The following is a 17,414-nucleotide window of genomic DNA, read 5'->3' as shown; positions in this document are numbered from 1 at the left end:
TCGCCGAGATCTTGTAAGCACATCTTTTTGGCGGCATTCTTTGTGTGCCGCTCGTGCAGAGTGCTCCGGCCGCTGCCGGTGCGCAAGAGCGCACGCCCGCGCGATCCGTCATGGCTCGGTTGCATTTCGCTGGCGCGATAAGGTTTGACGGAATGCATCCGGCGCGAAGCAGCGGAACAAATTGCTCCGCTGCTTCCTTGCGTATTGTCATGCCTCTCAGGCCGCCTTGGAGACTTCCATCAGCAGACGTTCCGCCTTGGCATCCTCGATGCGGTTCACCATCCGGCTACTTTCATGGTTGTCCCGGACCGTCTTGGTCAGGGTGATGCAAGTCTGGATCAACATGACGATGCCCATGGTGAGATAACCCTTCATCCAGAGGTCGATCGGCAGGAAGAAGATGCCGATGGCGATGAGGAAGGCGGAGGCTGCGAAGGACACGTAAGTGAAAGTCACCCAGGCGCCGCTGTGGGGCTGGCCATTCTGGTTCATGATGGTCTCCTGTTGGTTCGAATGATGATGGGTTTGGGATCAGACCGTCGGCGTGCGCTTGGACTTCAACCGTGCCAGCACGTCGTCCGCGGTCGTCTTGAGCCTGGGGCCAAAACCCTGCTCGGCGAGTTTTTCGGCGGTGGCGAGCGGACCGGTGGCCGCATCGAGCTCGACCAGCGCGTCGTCGGCGGCCTGGGCTTCCATCTGCCGCTCACGAAGACGCCTCAAAGTGCTCTCCGCCTCCGGCAGCGTGGATTCGTAGGGGCGTGCCGCCTCGATGCCGCTGCGGCGAAGCGAGCGCACCGCTTCCGAGGCACGGGCGACGCGGCGGCCGCGGTCGAGCTCGGTGATGCGGGCCTGCGCGCTTGCGACGTGCCGCTTCAGCCGCGCGATTTCGGTTGCGAACAGTGCGCGGGCCGTCAGCGCCGCATCGCGATCGGCCTCCAGGCCCGCGATGGCTTCGGCAGCATCGTTGGCGAGATCCTCGCGGTCCCCGTCGAGCGCCGCGACCGCGCGCATCTCGAGATCAGCGATGCGGGCGACGGTCGCCTCGAGCTTGCGAGCTTCCTGCTGGTCCTGCGCAATCGCCAGCGCAAGGGTCCGTTTGCCGCGCTCGACGGCCGCGGCCGCGTCGCGCATCTGTTGATCGAGGATCAGAAGGGCCGTCCGGTCTTCCAGCTCCTCGCTGGCGGCGGCCACGCTGCCGCGGAAAAGTGTCACTACGGTCTTGAACATCTGAAGCTCCCTGTTATGAGCGTTGCTCACGGATGGTTTGTAGCAAGAAACTTGAACATCGTTCAAGGAATATTTGAGCGACGCTCAAGAATTTGGTTTGCAGATGACTAAGCCATTGGAACGCCGAGAGAAACTTCGATCCGATTTGATCCTGGCGGCGGAACGAATGATCGCCGACAGGGGATTGGCGGGTTTAAAGACCCGCGATCTCGCCCGCGAGATCGGCTGCGCCAACGGCGCGGTCTACAATCTCGTCGCCGATGTCGATGAACTGATCCTGCGCGTGGGCTCGCGCACTTTGCTTCGGCTCGACCGGGCCCTGAGCGCGGCGGAAAGCGCGCGCGAGCCGTCGCCGCAGGAGACCCTGGTCCGCATTGCTCTCGCCTATTGCGATTTCGCCGCGGAGAATCTCGAACTGTGGCGCGCTCTGTTCGAGCACCGCATGGCAGCCGACAAGCCCCTCCCCGACTGGTCCATCGACGACCAGCTGCAGCTGTTTCGCCACGTCTACCAGCCGCTGGCCGCGCTATTTCCAAAACGCAGTCGGGAGGAGCTCGGCATCACCGCGCGCAGCCTGTTCTCGGCGGTGCATGGCATGGTGGCGCTGGGACTGGAGCAGAAACTGGTCGCGGTGCCGCTGCCGGCGCTCCGGAAGGAAATCGCGGGCCTGGTGCGCGCGATGATTGACGGGCTGATCGCGCGGGCGGCGTAGGGGCCGAGAGAGCACGGCTCAACTGTCGGCGTGCCTGACTAAAATTTCACCTGTCGCGTCGTGTGCCGCGCGCTTAGCTTCGCGAGGTCCACTTTCCTCTCCGGAGCATCCAATGCCCCTCCTCATCCGCGGCGGCACCGTCGTCAATCATGATCATTCGCGCCGCGCGGACGTGCTGATCGACGGCGAGACCATCGTCGCGGTCGGGCAATCGCTCGATGCGCCGACGGGGTGCGAGGTCATCGATGCCGGCGGCGCCTACGTCATCCCGGGCGGCATCGATCCGCACACTCATCTCGAAATGCCGTTCATGGGCACTGTCACCGCCGACGATTTCGAATCGGGGACCAAGGCGGCGCTGGCCGGCGGCACCACCATGGTGGTGGATTTCTGCCTGCCCGATCCAGGCCAGCCGATGCTCGCGGCCTATCAGGAGTGGCGACACAAATCCGAGAAGGCGGCCTCCGACTACGGCTTCCACATGGCGGTAACGTCGTGGTCGAAGCAGATCCATGACGAGATGGAGACCGTGGTCAAAACCTACGGCATCAACACCTTCAAGCACTTCATGGCCTACAAGGGCGCGCTCATGGTGAACGACGACGAGCTCTACAACTCGTTCGCCCGCTGCGCCCATCTCGGCGCCATGCCTGTCGTGCATGCGGAGAACGGCGACGTCGTCGCCCTGATGCAGGAGGCGCTGATCGCGGGCGGCGTCACCGGGCCCGAGGGACACGCTTATTCACGGCCGCCGGAGGTCGAGGGCGAAGCCACCAACCGCGCCATCATGATCGCCGACATGACGGGGACGCCGGTCTATATCGTGCACACGAGCTGCCGCGAAGCGCATGAGGCGATCGCGCGCGCACGTGCGGCGGGCAAGCGCGTCTATGGCGAGCCGTTGATCCAGCACTTGTTGCTGGACGCCGGTGAATATCAGAACAAGGACTGGGATCATGCCGCGCAGCGCGTGATGTCGCCGCCGTTCCGCGACAGGTCGCATCAGGATAGTCTTTGGGCCGGTCTGCAAGCCGGCTCGCTGCAGGTGGTCGCGACCGACCACTGCGCCTTCACCACCGAGCAGAAGCGGTTCGGGTTCGGCGATTTCAGAAAGATCCCGAACGGCACCGGCGGCCTCGAAGATCGCCTCGCCCTGCTGTGGACCGCGGGCGTCGCCACGGGACGGTTGACGAAGGAAGAATTCGTCGCAGTCACCTCGGCGAATATCGCCCGCATCCTCAACATCTATCCGCGCAAGGGCGCGGTCGCCGTCGGCTCGGATGCAGATATCGTGGTTTGGGATCCCAAGGCGAGCAAGACCATCAGCGCGAAGCGGCAGATGAGCCGGATCGATTACAACGTGTTCGAGGGGTTTTCCTGCACCGGCGGACCGGCGGCGACGCTGTCGCGCGGCCGAATCGTCTGGAAAGACGGCGATCTGCGCGCCGAGGCCGGCGACGGCCGTTATGTCGAGCGCCCGGCGTTCTCGCCCGTGCATGTCGCCAATTCGACGTGGAAGGAGCTGACCGCCCCACGCGCCGTGCCCCGCGGAGCGGTGACGCCGTAGAATTGATGGCCGCGGCCTCGGCGTCCACGTGTTTTCGGCAATGCCTGTCATCGTCAACAACCACGTCGCGGGGGTGATCTACACGACGCGGACGCTTCAGGGCAAAGCGGGCAGCCTGACGCCGGCCGAGCAGGAGACGTTCATCGCCAACATCCTGTCCGACACAAAGCGGCTGGAAGCGATGGCGCAGCGGCTGCGCGAACTCGCGCGTGCCGAAAGCCTGCCGCAAAACGAGCGCACGGAATTGGCGCCGGTGATTGCCGACCTCAGGAGCCGATTTCCGGCGAGCTCGATAGAGGCCAGCGGCAGCCTCGACCTGATGATCGGCATGTCGGCCGAGAAGGCGCTCATCGTGCTGTCGCATCTCGCCGATAATGCGATGCGACACAAGGCTGGGACAATCAGGCTGAAAGCGATCGACGAGCGTACGACCCTGCGTGTGACGGTAAGCAATGACGGCGAGCCGATCTCGACGCCGAACCGCGACAGGATCTTCGACGCGTTCTTCACCACGCGCCGCGACCAGGGCGGCACCGGGATGGGGCTGGCGATCGCGCGCGCGGTGATGGCGAGCCATGGCGGCTCGATCAGGCTCACGCCGACCGATCAGGGCGCGGCGTTCGAGCTGCAGTTTCCAATGGCTAGATCGCGAACACCCAGGCGGCGACGATGGTGCCGATGGTGACCAGACCGGCGATGGTCCAGCCGGCTGCGTATTCCAGCTCAGGATGACCGGTCGCCCGCATGATCTCTGCCGGATCGGCGGTATGCTTCTCTGCCATGACAGCCTCGCATGTTGCTTTCCGCGTCATATGTAAGTCGCATCAGCCACCATTAGGTTCCATCACGGAAATGCGAGGAATGACGCAGCTTGGCTTGTTCGACGATCCGCACGCAGGGCCCGCCGGCCTTCGCTATGCCGATGACTTCGTCGAGACCGCCGTCGAGCAGGCGCTCATCGGCCGCATCGCAGCATTGCCGCTCCAGCGCTTCCAGTTCGGCGCCTTCGAGGGCAACCGCCGGGTGGCGTCCTTCGGCTATCGCTATGACTATTCGCTGCAGCGGCTGGCCGAGGCCGAGCCGATCCCGGACTGGGTCCTGCCCGTCGCGCGGCAGGTCGAGGCATGGGCTGGGCTTGCCGGCGGCAGCGTGCGGCAGGTGCTCTGCACCGAATACGAGGCCGGCGTCGGCATCGGCTGGCATCGCGACAAGCCGCATTTCGACAAAATCCTCGGCATGTCGCTGGGCTCGTCCTGCAAATTCCGTTTCCGCCGCCGTAGCGGCGACAAATGGGAGCGCCACACGCTCGAAGCCCGGCCGCGCTCGCTTTACATGATGGACGGCGAGGCGCGGTCGCAATGGGAGCACAGCATCCCGCCGGTCGAGGCGCGCCGCTATTCCATCACCTTCCGGACGATGAAGCAGGCCTGACAGGTCGGCCAAACAAAAAAACGCGAAAACAACCCCATGCACAGTAGAACGGCCGTCTCGGCGCGGGGCTCGGCCCCGCGGCGTAACCGTTTGACACCTCGGAGCAAAACAGCCGTAGCGCGCGAAGGCGCGAGGCGAGGCGAACTTGCCTTCCAATTCGGATTTACATGCTAATCTGGTTCCGCGCGCTTCTCGGAGGGAAGCCGCGATTGCAGGTCCAGGGAGGGAAGATGAAAGCCGGTCGATTGATCTTCGCCTGCACCCTCGTCCTCGCAGCCGCCTCCGGCGTCGCGGGAGCCTCCGACGCGACGCCCGCAAAAGTCTCGGGCGCGACGGCGCTGGCGCTCGCGGGGGTGATCGCGCCGCTGTCGTCGGTCCTGTCTGGCGCCGAGAAGAAGGCAATGGCGATGCTGTTCGCCGCCAACAGCGACATTCCCTACAAGAAGCCGATCATGGTGACCGCCGATCGAATCGTCTGTCGCGCCGGCAATGTCGACATCACCGTCCGGAACTGCGAGGTCACCTTCGGCAAGAAGACCCGGACGGTGAATGGCTCCACGGCCAACGAGATCTTCGCCACCGAAGCTCTGGCCGGCATTCCGGCCGACGGCGCCGCAGGATCGAATTTCGAGAGCCTGACCAAGCTGAGCTGCACGATCGACCCCAATGCCATCCGCCGGAAGGACGGCAGCGGGGCGGATTGCACGTTCCAGCCGGGGAATTGAACCACGCGTGGAGGACGAGCCGAGAGAACCATGGGTGCCGCGAAATCGCCTCATGACCAACTAACTAATAAGGCGAATTGAAAAGACGGGCCAAACGCGCGAGCCCATATCGGGCACGCAGGGCCACCACCGACATGAAGAATTTTCTCGCATTTTTTCTGATTCTGGGCCTGACGGCAGCCTCCGCGCACGGCCCCTTGCCGCCGCGGCCGGCTGCGCCGTCCGATCTTGTCCAGGTCGGCCTCACAGATAGCGACACCACCGCAGGCGGCACCGCGCGGCTATGCGAGCAGGTCACCTTCTCGCGCGGCCTGCGCTACGGCGAGAGCGAAGCCAATGTGCTCGATGTCGCCACCGCCACGACCAAGGCGGATACGCCGCGGCCGGTGCTGCTGTTCGTGACCGGCGACACCTTCACTGGCGACCGCGCCGCGCCGGAGCTGTCGCGCCAGATCCAGGACCAGGCCATGTGCTTTGCCGCGCGCAACGACATGATCGGCGTGCGCGTCAACTACCGGCTGGCGCCCTCGGCGACGTGGCCGGCGGGTGCGAGCGACGTGGCGGCGGCGCTGTCCTGGGTCTACGGCAATATCGACCTATTCAACGGCGATGCCCGCGAGATCGTCGCAGTCGGCTACGGCGCCGGCGCCTTCCACGTCGCCACCCTGCTGGCCCATCCCGAACTCCAGACCGACCGCGCCGATGTCGCGGCGGTCGTGCTGGTGTCCGGGATCTACCGCGCCGGCAAGGACGCCAGCGACAGCGAGAAGGCCTATCTCGGCAGGGACGCCAGCCAGTACAACAAGCGCTCGGTCTTCCCCGGCATCCTCAATGTGGACGTCCCGATCGTGCTGGCCTGGGCCGCGGATGATTCCGCCGGCATCACGGCGCAGGGCGAAACCCTGAAGAAGACGCTCTGCGGCGCCGGCCATTGTCCGCGTAGCGCGCTGCTGCGCAGCCGCGACGGCATCGCGAGCGCCTTCGGCCTCGACGGCTCCGGCGACAGCCTCGCCGAGCCGACACTGCTGCTGGTGCATCAGCTCGAGGCGCGCGGTCTGCCGTAGCGGCGTGTTGCCGGCAGCGCGCTGATAACGTCCACCTTTAGCTGGGTTGCCCTCTCGCGGCCGCGCGCTCTCAGACAATTGTCTCGCCGGCGTTAGCACGCTTCAAACTACGATTCGCGATCTGGTCGCCGCCCGGATCGCCGCGTGCTATCTAGGAGAGTTCTCTGAAGCATTTCTATCTATGGGGGTTCGTTAGGGACCGAGCAAATCGGCGTTTCGACGCGCCGCCGCCACGATCGGAAAACCGATGCTTAGTTTGCTTGCACGATGCGCGGTGATCTCTTTTGCGTTGATTTCGGCCTCCGCCGCCGAACCGGTCAAGCTCAAATTGGCCTTCCCCAGTTCCGACCGCTCGACGAGTTATCTCGCTGCGGTCAAGCCATTCGTCGACGCGGTCAACGCCGAGGCAAGAGGCCAGATCGAAATCGAGACCTATTTCAGCGGCGTGCTTGGAAAGGATCCGGCTGAGCAACCCCAGCTCGTGCTCGATGGTACGGCCGACATCGCCTACGTCGTGACGGGACTGACTCGCAACCGGTTCGCAGACAATGCAATCATCGAGATGCCCGGCCTGTTTACGAACATGCGGGAGTCCGTTGCGGTGTTCAACCGGCTTATGGCCGCCGGCGCGCTGCAAGGATACGACGACTACGTGGTGATCGGCGCCTATGTCACCGAGCCCGAGACGATCCACAGCAACATTCCGATCACGTCGCTGAATGATCTGAAGGACAAGAGAATTCGCGTCAACAATCCGGGCGAAGCCGCAGCGCTCGAAAAGCTCGGAGCGCGGCCCGTATTTCTGCCGGTCACCAAGATCTCCGAAGCCATTGGCAGCGGCAGCATCGATGGCGCCCTGGTACCACCATCTCCATTGGTCGATTACGGCATCAAACGCGTTGCGACCTATCATTACCTTCTTGGCATCAGCGGCGCACCGCTGATGGTTTTGATGAACCGGAAAATATTCAACCGGCTGCCGAAACCTGCACAGGCGACCATCCTCAAATACAGCGGTGCGTGGTCTGCCGGACGTTTCATGGATACCTACGAAGCCGTTGAAAACAGCATTATGGGGGAGCTGAAGTCCGATCCCAAACGCCAGGTGACCATACCCACGCCGTCGGACCTCGATGCGGCCAATGCCGTGTTCGCGGCCGTTGCCGACGATTGGGCTTCGAAAAGTGAGCGCAATGCCGAACTGCTAAAAACGGTTCGGGCCGAGCTCACGAAAATGCGATCGACCCGGTAGCACTGATGCCGTCACTCGCCAGTATCTGGCCTCAGCGAAACATCGTCACCATCGTCGCCGCGCTTGCCATTCTGTTGCTGGGCGCCGGGACGACCCTGAAGATCACGACCGATCATCTTCTCCGTCAAGATGCGACGTCGACCGCTCGTAGCTGGGCGAGGTTCCTGGCGGCCAGTGTCACCGATCTCGAGCAGATCGCCGGCGGCGAGCAGCCTTCCGCCGCGAGCATGGCGTTCTTCCTGTCGGCGCGAAATTCCGGCGAGGTCTTTCACTACGAAATATTCAACCGTAATGGCTACTCCCAGTTCGTTTCGACCCGCGAAAAGATCGCGCTCGTCGACTTGTCTGAATATAGCCCCGATGCGGCGCGATCAGCGGTTGACGGTCTCCCGATCGTCGACGTCAGGGAGGGAAATTCGCCCGACCGACCGGCATTCTTCGCCCGCGCCTATGTCCCGGTCCAGACCGACGGTCGCCTCACCGCTGTCGTTGCGGCCTACGTGGATGAAACCGAGCAACGCAAGAATGTCCACAATACGTTCCTGACCGCGGCCGTGTTCCTTTGCCTGCTGTCAGGTCTCGCCTTCTCCATTCCCGCAATTGCCTGGTATCGGGAAACAAAGGTGAAGCACGCTGACCGGCGCATCCGGTTTCTCGCCCATCATGACGCGTTGACCGGGCTGACCAATCGCCCGCAGCTGATCGAAAAACTGGAGAGCGCCATCGCTCGCCTGCCGATGCGGGGCGGCAGCCTTGCCGTACACTTCATCGACATCGACCGTTTCAAGGAGGTCAACGATTCGCTTGGTCACGACAGTGGCGATTTTCTGCTCAAGTCCATCGCCAAGCGTCTTCGCGCCGCGGCCAGGATCGACGACGTGGTGGCGCGGCTCGGCGGCGACGAATTCGTGGTCGTGCAGAGCGGGATCGCCGGCAAAGCTCAGGCCGAGTCGTTTGCGAGCCATCTCGCCGCCGCGGTAAATGCGACCGTGAAATTCAAGCAGCACGAGATCCTCACCACCGCTAGCATCGGCGTGGCGCTGGCGACGGGGGAAGACACCACCGCCGAGCGGTTGCTCAAGAGTGCCGACCTCGCGCTCTACGCGGCCAAGGCAGCCGGCCGCAACTGCATCCGGTTTTTCCTGCCTGAAATGGACACTGAGCTACAAGCGCGCATCGAGCTCGAGAGGGCGATTCGCGACGCGGTACTGAATGATCGCTTCGAATTGCATTATCAGCCGCTCTTCGAAATATCCCAGCGCCGCCTTGCCGGCTTCGAAGCGCTGATCCGGATGCCCGCGGCGGACGGAACCCTCATTCCGCCATTGACCTTCATTCCGGTCGCCGAGGACTTGCGGCTTATCGACAAGATCGGGGCGTGGGTGTTGCGGGAGGCATGCCGCACGGCCGCGACCTGGCCGGCGCACCTGACCGTTGCAGTGAACCTGTCACCCGTGCAGTTCGTGGCGGGCAACATCGGTGACATCGTCGCCGCCGCACTAAAAGACGCCGGACTCGCGGCGCACCGACTCGAACTGGAGATCACCGAAAGCCTGCTGCTCGGCAACACCGAAACGATCATGGCTCAGCTCCGGACGCTCAAGACGATGGGCGTTGCCATCGTGATGGACGATTTCGGGGCTGGCTATTCGAGCCTCAGCTATCTGTGGCGCTTTCCGTTCGACAAGATCAAGATCGATCGAGCCTTCATGCAGAGCCTCGACGGCCCTCATTGTCAGGTCGGGACAGTAGTAAAAGCGATCATCGCGCTCGGACGGGAACTGCGCATGCGGGTGACGGTCGAAGGCGTCGAGACCGCCAACCAGGCAGCTTTCCTCGACGCGGCCAACGGTGATCAGGTCCAGGGCTTCTTCTTCGGCCGGCCGATCCCCGCCTCAGAGCTCGGCGCCAGCATTCTCGCGGAGTTTGAGAAAGCAATGCCGCGGGCTTCGCCCGCGACCAAGCTGCACCTCGTCAACACATCGGCTGAACGGTAGCACGGACCCGTGCCTCTATCGGCCCAATGCGACTCTTGGCGATCCGCTATCGCAGACAATTCTCATGTTTCAGTTAGCCTTTGCAACACCAACATCGCATTTGGATTCGGCCGGCCGTATCTCGCGCGGAGGTTGCGCGTTGACTCTCAGGTGTATGATGCAAAACAAAACGCGTTTCGATTCGACATTCGAAGGCGGCGGCGGTCCAGATATCGCAAAACCTCTCGCGGTGGACGGAAACCATGACGCGCACGGTTTGCAACGCGCGTTGGATGCGCGTCTCAGTCCCGGCAATGCCGATGCCCCCGCAACCGGCGGCGATGCCGCCGCGGATGTAGCGCAATCCAAGCCGAGCCGGACGCTTCTCCGATTTGTGAAGGCCGCGGCGGGCATCGCCATCGTCGCAGTATTCGGCTGGCTGCCGCTCAGAGCGCTTTTCCAGACGTCAAGCGTCGAAGCCGTCGTCAATTCGAGGCTCGTGACGTTGAGGTCGCCGATTGACGGGAAGATTTCAGCCGGGGCCAGTCTGTCAGGCGATTTAGGCACCGTCGGTGAGGGCACTTTCATCCTCCGTGTCGTCAATCCGCGCGGCGACCGCGTGCGGCTCGATGACCTGCGCAGTCAGATGTCTCGCCTCGAAAACGAAAGGCCGAGCCTCGTTTCGAAGATAGCTTCAGCCCAGGCGGGGCAGAAGGATCTGGCGCGTCAGGCGGCCCTGTTCACAGCGGGGCGCATTCGTCAGCTCGAGGCGCGCATCGCAGAAATCCAAACATCAATCGAAGCGGCCGCAGCGCGTCGTGAAGAGGCGGCAGCCGCGGTGGAACGAGCATCATCGCTCATCAAATCGGGCAGCGTTTCGTCTGTCGAGCTTGGGCGCCTGACGCGGGATCAAACCATTGCTCAGCAGACCGAAATCGGCGCGCGACGCCGTCTGGATGCAACCCAGGTCGAGCTCACCGCCGCGCGCGAGGGCACTTTCCTCGGCGACAGCTACAACGATCGTCCGAGCTCGGTGCAGCGTGAGGAGGAAATGCGGCAGCGGGCTGAAGGCCTCACCGCGGACGTAGCGCACGCCGATGCGCAAATCTCGTGGCTCGTCGGCGAGATAGAATCAGAGCGATCTCGTTACATCGGCCGCTCCGAGGCGGACATCAAGTTCCCCGTCGCCGGCCGAATATGGGAGGTCATGACGGCACCTGGAGAGGACGTCCGGGCCGGACAACCGCTCATTCGTCTACTCGATTGTTCCGGCGCCGTAGTGACGGCGAACGTCACTGAGAGCGTGTATAACGGGCTGCAACTGGGATCTCTCGCACATTTCCGGCCGAGCGCCGGCGGCCCCGAATTGACTGGCACCGTCGTCAATCTCACCGGCTCCGCAGGGGTCGCAGCGAACCTCGCCATTAATCCCGATGCGCTGAGCAAGGAACCGTATCGTGCGACGATTTCGGTCCCCGACCTCAACGATGGCTCCAACGATTGTCCAGTCGGGCGAACCGGACGCGTCATCTTCTCGCCAGACACTGCGAGAAAGCCATGATCGCCGCGCTGACACCGGGCCTTATTGCGCTCGGGTTCTGCGTTGCCGTCCTTCCCTGGTTGCGGCACGAGAACTCCACGGCGCGCTCGCTGATGATCTCAATCGCATTGCTGCTCATGATCCGCTATTTTGGATGGCGCATGACAGCCACGGTGCCGCCCGTCGGCTGGACCGCCGACTTCGCCGTGGGATCCGTGTTCCTCTTCGTCGAGGCTGTATCGCTTGCGGCGGGTGCACTGACACTGGTGTTTCTCAGCCGCTCGACCAATCGAACGCCGCAAGTCGAAGTCAACAGGCGGTGGCTTGCCGGACGGCAAGCTCCGCTGATCGACGTATTCATTTGCACCTACAACGAGGAAACGTCGATTCTGGAGCGCACAATCATCGGCGCCACGGGAATGAACTATCCCAACTACCGCGTCTGGGTTCTGGACGACGGACGGCGTGACTGGCTCGAAAAGCTTGCCGGCCAGCTCGGCTGCCGGTATCTGGCGCGCCCGGACAACAAGGACGCCAAGGCCGGCAACATCAATCACGCCCTGTGGCATGTGGCGGAGCTCGCCGATCCCCCAGATTTCATTTCGATTCTCGACGCCGATTTCGTGCCTATGCCCGAATTTCTCAGCCGCGCGACGTGCCTGTTCCGCGACCAGGGCGTAGGCGTGGTACAGACACCTCAGCATTTCATCAATGCGGATCCGATCCAAACCAATTTGGCCGCGACCAAGGTCTGGCCGGACGAGCAGCGCTTTTTCTTCGATATCCTGATGCCATCGAAGGACGCTTGGGGCGTGGCGTTTTGTTGCGGCACGTCGTCGGTCATCCGATTCTCGTCCCTCGTGAAGATCGGCGGCTTTCCGACCGATTCCGTGACGGAGGACTACTTGCTGACGCTGCGGCTGACGGAAATTGGATCACGCACGGTGTACCTGAACGAGCGTCTGACCTTGGGGCTGGCCCCGGAGGGACTCAAGGAGTACATCACTCAGCGCAGCCGATGGTGTCTTGGCTTCATGCAAATCTTTCGGGGGCGCAGTGGTCCCTTTTCCCGAAGATCGCAGCTGGACGTTGTCGACAGGCTTTCTCTCATCGAAGCATTCATGAGTTGGACCTCGACCTATGTCGTCAAGGTCTTCGGTCTCGTCGTTCCAAGCCTTTATCTTCTCTTCGGCATCAAAGCGGTCCAGGCCGATCTTTTCGAACTCCTCGGATATTTCCTGCCTTTTTATGTCTGGTATTCGCTCACCATGGCCTGGATTTCCCGCGGACGCTCCATGGCGGTGATGTCGGATGTCGCTCAATACATTGCACTGCCGGCGGTTCTCAAGGCCGTGGCGGCGGGACTGCTCCAGACGCAGGGACACACATTCAAGGTCACGGCGAAGGGCGGGGATCGCGACCAACGCTTCGTCGAATGGCCACTGCTCAGGATATACGGCACCGCATTGGCGATTACGCTCGCGGGTATCGTCTATGCCTTCGTGCTTCATGTGCAAGGTGACATGATCGCCTATGGCGGTCTGGCGCTCGCCTGGAGTTTGTACAACGCCATCATTCTGTTGATCGTCTGCCTGGTGTCCATCGAGCAGCCGCGGCGACGGAAGGCCGAGCGGTTCGAGCGAGATGAGCCTGTCCTTTTCAATATCGGTTCCCGGCAGTGCATCTACCGTTTGGCAGACATGTCGATCACGGGCGCTCGCTTCGTGAGCGACAATCCACCACCTGTCGGGACCGCGGTTCGCTGCACCCTCCAGGAGAGAAACGTCGCGGCCCTGGTCGTGCGACGCACGGGGAATGGCTTTGCAATCCGGTTTGATGAAACCCTCAACACCCGCATCGCTCTCATTCGCGCTTTCTATTCCGGTGACTACGTCAGCGCATTCAGCGGCATCCACGCCGCCCCGATCGGCAAAGCATTAATGATGCGGATTTTCGGGTGACTACCTCTGCTGATGAAGCGCAGCACCAAGCTCGCTGAACGTCACCGTCGTTGCCAAGCCGAGCGCTGCAACCGGTTCTTCTCGACCAATGCCTACGTCCAGGCCTTCGGCGCTCGATCGTTCCAGGTAGCGCGCGCCCTATGTAGGCGCCCGCAATTCGCCCTGAAACCAAGCCAAGGTATCAGACGATCTCATTGGGTCGACCAGCACGACCGCGATCTGGTCGACGAAATCGCAAGCGGGACATTCGAAGGTCCAAATCTCAGACCCGGCGGAGCTTGGCGTGATGCGCGCCAGCGTCGTTGTTATCCGGCATGTAGGACAAGGTGGTCGCTGAATGGCCATGAGGCTCGCCTGAATCCGGCGGGAGCGCGATACTCTCAGTCACCGATGGGCGCCGATGCGGGCGGTGATGGACCATCATGGAACCGAGAGCTCTGCCGCCACCGGTCAATATAGACCACCATCCAAATTACGGCCCGCTATCCCAAACATGATCTTTCACAGATCGATTCATTTTTCATCGGACGAGTGCGGAACAGCGAGCGCACCCGGGCTATATCGCCCGATTTCACGACCGCCGGGTCGAGATGGAGTTCAAAGTCCGCGGGCTGCCCTAGCGGCGCGCCCCAGTCGGCGCGTCAGCACGCCTGCCGTTTCGTCCGGCCCTCCAGCTGCGCACCGCGCCACAGCTTTGACAAACGCTTGACCTAGATCAAGCAGCCTTGGTGCGGATTGAGCCGACCTCGATGAGGGGCCAACGTCAAGGTATCGGGCATGCGCGTCTCCGGCAGGATGCTGTTCGTGTTGATGGTTGCCCTGGCATCGCTCGGGGCGATGTCGCAGGAGCGCGCCGATCAACCCACCGCCGACAACGAAATCCGTATCGGCAATGTCATGCCGTATTCGGGACCGCTGTCCGAATTCGGCGCCATCGGCCAGGCGGAAGCGGCCTATTTCGACATGGTCAACGCGCGCGGCGGCATCAACGGCCGCAAGATCCGCTTCATCACGCGCGATGACAATTCCGATCCGACGACCGCGCTGGAGCTGACGCGCAATCTGGTCGAGACGGACGACGTGCATTTGATGTTCGGATCGTTCGGCACGCCCGGTAATCTCGCCACGCGCTGGTATCTGAACGCGAAGAAGATCCCACAACTGTTCGTCGCCTCCGGCGACGAGGAGCTGAGCCAGGCCAAGGCGTTTCCCTGGACCATGGGCTGGCAGCCGTCGTTCCGGTCGGAGGGGCGCATCTACGCCAACTATCTCCAGGCCTATTATCCCAGGAAGAAGATCGTGGTGCTCTGGCAGAACGACCAGTTCGGGCGTGCGCTTCTCAAGGGCCTGGAGGAAGGTCTTGGCGATCTGAACCGTCTCGTCCTCGTCGACATCGCCTTCGACATTGCCGATGAGCATCTCGACGGACACGTCTCGATCCTCAAGCGCGCCGGCGCCGATATCTTCGTCTTTCTCGGTGTACCGTCGACGGCGTCCAAGGTGATCAAGCTGGCGGCGTCGCTCAAGTGGCGCCCGGTCTTCATCGTCAACGACGCCTCCGCCTCAATCGCCAATGCGATGGCGCCCGCAGGCCTGGAGAATTCCTCCGGCGTGATCTCGGCGGCCTTTCTGAAGGACCCGAGCGATCCCGCATGGAAGGACGATCCCGCCATGAAGGACTGGTTCACTTTCATGGACAAATACCATCACGACGAAAGCACCAACAGCAGCGCCGCGCTCTATGGCTACGCCGCGGCAGAGGCGCTGACGCAGGTGCTGAAGCAATGCGGCGACGACCTCTCGCGCGAGAACATCATGCGTCAGGCGGCTTCGCTGAGGAATTATCAGCCTTCGGTCGCCCTGCCCAACATCAGGATGAACACCTCGCCGAACAGCTACCTGCCGATCCGGCAGATGCGGCTGGTCCAGTTCGACGGCCGCTCCTGGCAACCCTTCGGCGACGTGATCGACACCGCCTTCACGGAAGGCGCGGCGCGGTGAGTTGACTCGGGCCCACCTATTGCTGGGCTACCCCTCTCCCCCGCCCTCTCCCACAAGGGGGGGGAGGGAGCCGAGCGGAGAACGGAGCAGCGTCGCACCATGATCGACTTTCCGCGAAGTTGGACAACGTCGCCACGTTAAAGATGTGTTTCCCTCCCTCCTTGTGGGGGAGGGCTAGGGAGGGGGTGCCACACGGCACACTCTCTCGATGGGAGACGGCAACGCGCGTGCTCCTCACGCCGGGTTCAGCGAGGCCAGCGCATTCTCCAGCAGCGAGCGCACCCGCGCCGCGTCGCCGGATTTGACCACGGCGGGGTCGAGATAGAGCTCCAGCCCCGGCGCTCGCTCGGTGATGATCCCGCTCCTTTCGGCGGCCGCGTCGTTCAGCGCGTCGACCGAATAGGGAATGATTTCGCGGCTGATGCCCTTCATCGTGATCGCGGGCAGCGCGTGGGCGCGGACGATGTCGCTGACCAGCGCGAACGTCTCGTAGCTCAGCACGATGCCGCCGGGCTCGGCGATCGATTGCAGGCGCGCGGCGAGGTTCGCCTCCGCACCGATGATGGTGTAGTCCATGCGATCGCTGCTGCCGAAATTGCCGACATTGCAATAGCCGGAATTGACGCCCATGCGGGCCTTGAACGGCAGCTCGATGCCGGAGGCGCGCCATTTCGCATTGAGCTCGGTGAGCCGGTGCTGCATGCGCCAGGCCATCTGAAGGCAGGCCTGCGCGTCGGCGCGGTCGCCTTTGGTCTCGGGGTCGCCGAAGAAGATCAGCATGGCATCGCCGATGAACTTGTCGATGGTGCCGCCAAATTCGTGGGCGACCGCCGACATCTCGGTGAAATATTCGTTGAGGAGCTGGGTCAGCAACTCCGGCTGGAGCCGCTCCGCCGTCGCGGTGAAATTCTGGATGTCGGAGAAGAAGATGGTGAGCTTCTTGCGCTCGGTGTGGATGGTGACGTCCTTCTGGCCGGAGAAGATGCTCTTGTAGACCTGCGGCGGGATGTAGCGCGAGATCTTCATCGACAGCGAAGCCAGGAAGTCGTTGGCGGATTCGAGCTCCTTGTTCATGCCCTTGATACGGCTCGCCTGGCGGCGCTGCAGCGAGAGAAACGACAGGCCGCTGCCGGCGGCGATCAGGAAATAGGCCAGCAGGAACTTGAACGAGAAGATGTTGGCGGCGATCGGCTGGGCGATGATCACCTCCTGGATGCCTCTGACGTCACCAACCTTCCAGTCCTTCTTCGGGCTCTCGGGGTGGCTGTTGTGGCAGCTGACGCAGGCCGGGCCCATCGTCACCGGAGCAATCAGCCGGACCTTGTCGTTGAACAGCGAGGTCTCGGTGTCGACGATCTTCTGCTCGGGATCGTTGCGAAGCGATTCGAGCGCGTCCTTCTCGAACTTGTCGAGCTGGTGCGGGGCGCGGTTCTGGAACGGGAAGTCCGAGACGAAACGGTAGGTGATGTTTTCCTGCTGCGCCCCGATCACCCGCCCTAGCTCCAGCGACAATGTCGCCGGGATCGGGATCGCGCCGGGGATGGATTCGTAGTTGTGAATCACCCTGGTCGTACCGTTCGGATTGGCGATGATGCGCCCGACCACGTTGGTCGCGTAGTAGCTGCGCACGCTCGTGATCACCGAATTCAGGTCGATCGCCTGCCGGCGCAGCGCGGTCTTGCTGAGTTCGGTCAGGTCCAGCCACACCGCGAGCGGCAAGGCGAGCAGCAGGAAGGCGATCGCGGCACCGGTCAGGATGCCGCTCTTGCGCTGTTCTTCGGAGATCTCTTGCTTCACTCTTTGGCTCCGTGATTGCGTTCCTGTCTCGAACTCGGGGCGATTTGCGGAACAGAGCCAATAAACGCGCTCCCGCGCAACCCCATTTTATGGTGGTCGCGCCAAGCGGCTTTTCGTTTCATGGCGAATGTTTAAGATCGGCATTTATCTGCATTCACTCC

General features: G+C 62.7%; 17 protein-coding genes and 1 pseudogene. 11 read left to right on the top strand and 7 right to left on the bottom strand.

The window, feature by feature from the left end; genetic code table 11:
- Positions 1-216: 216 nt before the first annotated feature.
- Entirely contained in the window at positions 217-492 is a 276-nt protein-coding gene (locus tag IVA93_RS04440) for a YiaA/YiaB family inner membrane protein (protein WP_007615098.1), read from the bottom strand.
- 39 nt (positions 493-531) lie between these two features.
- Positions 532-1,227 (bottom strand): PspA/IM30 family protein, encoded by a 696-nt coding sequence (locus IVA93_RS04435; protein WP_018453369.1) that lies wholly within the window; start codon positions 1,225-1,227, stop codon positions 532-534.
- Between the two features lie 103 nt (positions 1,228-1,330).
- Between IVA93_RS04435 and IVA93_RS04430 the strand changes: the two genes are divergently transcribed.
- The 3 genes and pseudogenes from IVA93_RS04430 to IVA93_RS04420 form a co-directional block, all read left to right on the top strand.
- Positions 1,331-1,939, top strand: a complete 609-nt coding sequence (locus tag IVA93_RS04430; RefSeq protein WP_026232519.1) for a TetR/AcrR family transcriptional regulator — start codon at positions 1,331-1,333, stop codon at positions 1,937-1,939.
- A 112-nt stretch (positions 1,940-2,051) separates the two neighbouring features.
- Positions 2,052-3,506: a dihydropyrimidinase gene (gene hydA, locus IVA93_RS04425; RefSeq protein WP_018453367.1), complete on the top strand. Its 1,455-nt coding sequence runs from the start codon at positions 2,052-2,054 to the stop codon at positions 3,504-3,506.
- Between the two features lie 10 nt (positions 3,507-3,516).
- Positions 3,517-4,191, top strand: a pseudogene (locus IVA93_RS04420) (sensor histidine kinase); the annotation flags it as partial.
- On the opposite strand, the gene IVA93_RS04415 reads toward IVA93_RS04420, so the two are convergent.
- Complete coding sequence (locus IVA93_RS04415; RefSeq protein ID WP_007597071.1) at positions 4,148-4,288, bottom strand: hypothetical protein; 141 nt, start codon at positions 4,286-4,288, stop codon at positions 4,148-4,150. The pseudogene IVA93_RS04420 and the gene IVA93_RS04415 sit on opposite strands and share 44 nt — an antisense overlap.
- Positions 4,289-4,367: 79 nt before the next feature.
- On the opposite strand from IVA93_RS04415, the gene IVA93_RS04410 reads away from it, so the two are divergent.
- The 3 genes from IVA93_RS04410 (at position 4,368) to IVA93_RS04400 (ending at position 6,726) form a co-directional block, all read left to right on the top strand.
- The gene (locus IVA93_RS04410; RefSeq protein ID WP_018453365.1) at positions 4,368-4,937 is read left to right on the top strand and encodes an alpha-ketoglutarate-dependent dioxygenase AlkB; all 570 of its coding nucleotides are present in this window, start codon (positions 4,368-4,370) and stop codon (positions 4,935-4,937) included.
- Between the two features lie 230 nt (positions 4,938-5,167).
- Entirely contained in the window at positions 5,168-5,662 is a 495-nt protein-coding gene (locus tag IVA93_RS04405) for a hypothetical protein (RefSeq protein WP_018453364.1), read from the top strand.
- A 134-nt stretch (positions 5,663-5,796) separates the two neighbouring features.
- On the top strand, positions 5,797-6,726 hold the full coding sequence (locus IVA93_RS04400) for an alpha/beta hydrolase (RefSeq protein ID WP_018453363.1): 930 nt from the start codon (positions 5,797-5,799) through the stop codon (positions 6,724-6,726).
- Positions 6,727-6,918: 192 nt separating this feature from the next.
- On the opposite strand, the gene IVA93_RS40745 is transcribed toward IVA93_RS04400, so the two are convergent.
- Positions 6,919-7,053: a hypothetical protein gene (locus IVA93_RS40745; RefSeq protein WP_256467873.1), complete on the bottom strand. Its 135-nt coding sequence runs from the start codon at positions 7,051-7,053 to the stop codon at positions 6,919-6,921.
- Between IVA93_RS40745 and dctP the strand changes: the two genes are divergently transcribed.
- The gene (dctP, locus tag IVA93_RS04395; protein ID WP_247299323.1) at positions 7,001-7,978 is read left to right on the top strand and encodes a TRAP transporter substrate-binding protein DctP; all 978 of its coding nucleotides are present in this window, start codon (positions 7,001-7,003) and stop codon (positions 7,976-7,978) included. The genes IVA93_RS40745 and dctP overlap by 53 nt on opposite strands.
- An 11-nt stretch (positions 7,979-7,989) precedes the next feature.
- On the opposite strand, the gene IVA93_RS04390 is transcribed toward dctP, so the two are convergent.
- Together IVA93_RS04390 and IVA93_RS04385 are read right to left on the bottom strand one after the other, a co-directional pair.
- Positions 7,990-8,250, bottom strand: a complete 261-nt coding sequence (locus IVA93_RS04390) for a hypothetical protein (protein ID WP_240543323.1) — start codon at positions 8,248-8,250, stop codon at positions 7,990-7,992.
- Positions 8,251-8,349: 99 nt separating this feature from the next.
- Entirely contained in the window at positions 8,350-8,511 is a 162-nt protein-coding gene (locus IVA93_RS04385; protein WP_240543322.1) for a hypothetical protein, read from the bottom strand.
- On the opposite strand from IVA93_RS04385, the gene IVA93_RS04380 reads away from it, so the two are divergent.
- From IVA93_RS04380 to IVA93_RS04365, 4 genes are all read left to right on the top strand, one after another.
- Positions 8,479-9,975, top strand: a complete 1,497-nt coding sequence (locus IVA93_RS04380; RefSeq protein WP_256469929.1) for a putative bifunctional diguanylate cyclase/phosphodiesterase — start codon at positions 8,479-8,481, stop codon at positions 9,973-9,975. The two genes, IVA93_RS04385 and IVA93_RS04380, sit on opposite strands and share 33 nt — an antisense overlap.
- Before the next feature lie 157 nt (positions 9,976-10,132).
- On the top strand, positions 10,133-11,515 hold the full coding sequence (locus tag IVA93_RS04375) for an HlyD family secretion protein (RefSeq protein ID WP_143273909.1): 1,383 nt from the start codon (positions 10,133-10,135) through the stop codon (positions 11,513-11,515).
- A complete protein-coding gene (locus tag IVA93_RS04370) occupies positions 11,512-13,455 on the top strand; it encodes a glycosyltransferase (protein ID WP_247299319.1) in 1,944 nt (647 codons plus the stop codon). Before IVA93_RS04375 ends, IVA93_RS04370 begins: the two co-directional genes overlap by 4 nt.
- A gap of 777 nt (positions 13,456-14,232) precedes the next feature.
- A complete protein-coding gene (locus IVA93_RS04365; RefSeq protein ID WP_018453357.1) occupies positions 14,233-15,456 on the top strand; it encodes an ABC transporter substrate-binding protein in 1,224 nt (407 codons plus the stop codon).
- 234 nt (positions 15,457-15,690) lie between these two features.
- On the opposite strand, the gene IVA93_RS04360 is transcribed toward IVA93_RS04365, so the two are convergent.
- The gene (locus IVA93_RS04360) at positions 15,691-17,253 is read right to left on the bottom strand and encodes an adenylate/guanylate cyclase domain-containing protein (RefSeq protein WP_018453356.1); all 1,563 of its coding nucleotides are present in this window, start codon (positions 17,251-17,253) and stop codon (positions 15,691-15,693) included.
- Positions 17,254-17,414 lie beyond the last annotated feature (161 nt).

It is taken from the genome of Bradyrhizobium sp. 155, assembly GCF_023101105.1.
Classification (GTDB): domain Bacteria; phylum Pseudomonadota; class Alphaproteobacteria; order Rhizobiales; family Xanthobacteraceae; genus Bradyrhizobium; species Bradyrhizobium canariense_D.
This window is presented reverse-complemented; position numbering and strand designations above follow the sequence as displayed.